General features: G+C 73.9%; 3 protein-coding genes. 1 reads left to right on the forward strand and 2 read right to left on the reverse strand.

Annotation, left to right across the window (positions count from 1 at the left end; genetic code table 11):
* Nucleotides 1–71: 71 nt before the first annotated feature.
* Nucleotides 72–1712, reverse strand: a complete 1641-nt coding sequence (locus SSNG_RS30480; RefSeq protein ID WP_042802342.1) for an amidohydrolase — start codon at nucleotides 1710–1712, stop codon at nucleotides 72–74.
* A 95-nt stretch (nucleotides 1713–1807) separates the two neighbouring features.
* On the opposite strand from SSNG_RS30480, the gene SSNG_RS30485 reads away from it, so the two are divergent.
* Nucleotides 1808–2518 carry a TetR/AcrR family transcriptional regulator gene (locus tag SSNG_RS30485; protein WP_007267794.1) on the forward strand — a complete coding sequence of 237 codons (711 nt, stop codon included), beginning with the start codon at nucleotides 1808–1810 and terminating at the stop codon, nucleotides 2516–2518.
* A 42-nt stretch (nucleotides 2519–2560) separates the two neighbouring features.
* Here SSNG_RS30485 and SSNG_RS30490 read toward each other — a convergent pair whose 3' ends face one another.
* Nucleotides 2561–2773 carry a hypothetical protein gene (locus SSNG_RS30490; RefSeq protein WP_007267795.1) on the reverse strand — a complete coding sequence of 71 codons (213 nt, stop codon included), beginning with the start codon at nucleotides 2771–2773 and terminating at the stop codon, nucleotides 2561–2563.
* Nucleotides 2774–2852 lie beyond the last annotated feature (79 nt).

Genomic DNA, 2852 nt, shown 5'->3' on the forward strand with positions numbered 1-2852 from the left:
GGGGTGCTCGTGCCGACCCGGCTCGACGTGCGGGCGTCCTCCGTACGGCGGCCCGGGGCGGCGCGCGCCCCTCAGACCGAGTGGACGAGCCTGCCCCCGACGTAGGTCCGCTCCACCCTGGCCTCGGCGATCTCCTCCGGGGGCGCGGCGAAGACGTCGCGGTCCAGGACGACCAGGTCGGCGAGATGGCCGGGGCGCAGGCTGCCCGCGTCGTCGAGGCCGTTCACGTGGGCGGAGCCGGCCGTGTAGGCGGCCAGCGCGGTGGCGAGGTCGAGGCGCTGTTCGGGCAGGAAGACCCGGTCGTCGGCGGGATCGGCCTCGGGGTCCCTGCGGTTGACGGCCACGTGGATGCCCGCGAGCGGGTCGGGGCTGCTGACGGGCCAGTCGCTGCCGGCCGCCAGGGTGGCACCGGCCCGCAGCAGATCGCCGAAGGGGTACTGCCAGGCCGCGCGCTCGGGGCCGAGGAAGGGGATGGTCAGCGCGTCCATCTGCGGCTCGTGCGCGGCCCACAGCGGCTGGATGTTGGCGATGGCGCCGAGCCGGGCGAAGCGGGCCAGGTCATCGGGGTGGACGACCTGGAGATGGGCGAGGTGGTGGCGGTTGCCGAGCGGGCCGTTGGCGGCCACGGCGGCTTCGAGGGCGTCGAGGGCCTCGCGGACCGCCCGGTCGCCCAGGGCGTGGAAGTGGATCTGGAACCCCAGGGCGTCGAGTTCGGTCGCGTACCCGCGCAGCGCCACGGGGTCGACGAAGCTGAGGCCGGTGTTGGCCGTCGCGCAGCCGCAGCCGTCGAGGTACGGGGCGGTCATCGCAGCCGTGAAGTTCTCGGCGATCCCGTCCTGCATGATCTTCACCGAGCCGGCCCGGAACCGGCCGTGGCTCAACTTCTCCCGCAGCGCGACCAGTTCCCCGATCTGCTCGGCGCCGCGGTCCCGGTCCCACCAGAGCGCGCCGGTCACCCGGGCGGTGAGCGAGCCGTCCCGGGCGGCGGTGACGTAGGCGTCCGAGGGATCGGGCTTGCCGCCGAACACGCCGAGCAGTGCGTCCTGCCAGCCGGTGATGCCGAGCGAGTGCAGCATTTCCTGGGCCCGCAGCAGGCCGGCCAGCCGGTCGGCGGGGGTGCCCGCGGGCACGAGACGGGAGACCAGTGCGGTGGCTCCCTCCTGGAGCACCCCGCTGGGACCGCCGTCCGGCTCCCGCTCGATGCGGCCGTCGGCGGGATCCGGGGTGGCGGCGGTGATCCCGGCGAGTTCGAGGGCCCGCGTGTTGGCCCAGGCGCCGTGGTGGTCCCGGTTGACGAGGAACGCCGGCCGGTCCGGGATCACGGAGTCCAGCAGCTGACGGGTGGGCAGCCCGCCGTCGAAGCTCTCCATCGACCAGCCGCCGCCGGTGATCCACGCGTGGTCCGGGTGGGCGTCCGCGTACGCCCGGATGCGGGTCAGGTACTCCGGGACGCCGACCGTGCCGGTCAGATCGCACTCGGCCAGTTCCGTACCGCCGTAGACGGCGTGGACGTGGGCGTCCTGGAACCCGGGGATCAGCAGCTTGCCGGTCAGGTCGACGACCTCGGTGCGGGGGCCGATCAGCTCCCGCACCTCGTCGTGGCCGACGGCCGCGATCCGGTCGCCGATGACGGCGAGCGAGGTCGCCCGGGTGCGGGCCGGATCGACGGTGAAGACGGGACCGCGGGTGAAGAGCAGATCGGCCTTGGCCATACGGAGCTCCAGTACGAGGGGCGTCAGTTGGGGGACGGGGACATGGAAGCCGGGCGGCCGTTTACACGTCAATGGTGTTGTCGTAAGGTCCGTGCATGTCAGAACGAGTGGTCCCCGAAGCCGGCCGCCGGCGCCGCCGCCCGACCAAGCAGGGCGCCGTGCTCTCCGAACGGGTGATCATCGACACCGCCCTGCGCCTGGTCGCGCAGCACGGCGCCGCGGCGCTCTCGGCGCGCCGGCTCGGGGCGGCGCTCGGCGCCGACCCCAGCGCCCTCTACCGCTACTTCCGCAACACCGACGCCCTGCTCCTCGCCCTCTCCGACGAGCTGATCGGCCGCGCGCAGGAGGGCTGGACGGCCACCGGGGACTGGCGGACCGACCTGCGCGCCATCGGGCTGCGCATCCACTCCTCCTACCAGTCCAACCCCCAGGCCGCGCTCCTCACGGCGCACCGCACCACGGGCCGGCACCACGAGACCCGGGCCGTCGAGACGATCCTCGCCACCCTGCGCTCGGCGGGCTTCCCGGACGCCCTCGCCGTGCGGGTCTACCACGCCTTCGTGGACCAGGCGCTGGCCTTCGCCGCACAGGACGCCGCCGCGCTCGCCCTGCCGGACCCGGCCCGGGAGGCGGACGAGGAGGTCTGGCACGAGGTGTACGGCAGGCTGTCGCCCGAGACCCACCCGAACATCGCGGCGACCTTCCCGCTGCTCGCCGCCGACATGCGCGACAGCGGCTACCCCTTCGCCCTGGAGCTGATGCTCTCCGCAGTGGCGGCGCTCCACCCGGCGGCGGACGGCGGCTGACACGCGCGCGACACGGGGAAGGGGGCCCGGGGGACCGCCCGTTCAGAGTCCGGCGCCGGCCGCCAACGCCTCTCCGGCGTTGTTGAAGATCACATGGGTGTCCGGCGACGCGTCGGAGAGGGTCATCAGGCCGATCGCACAGACAACGGCCACGATGAGGAGCACCAGAACCGCCACGACGCAACGGCGCCGGTACTCCCGGCGGCGCCAGCGGGCCTGTTCCTTGCGGTACGACGTCGCCGAGCCGGCCGGCACCGACGCGGCGAGGTCGCTCAGTGTGCTGCGCAGCAGTCTTCCGTGTCTGTGATCACCGGCCCGCTCCCTTCACGAGGCT

This window comes from Streptomyces sp. C (assembly GCF_000158895.1).
GTDB classification, from domain to species: domain Bacteria; phylum Actinomycetota; class Actinomycetes; order Streptomycetales; family Streptomycetaceae; genus Streptomyces; species Streptomyces racemochromogenes.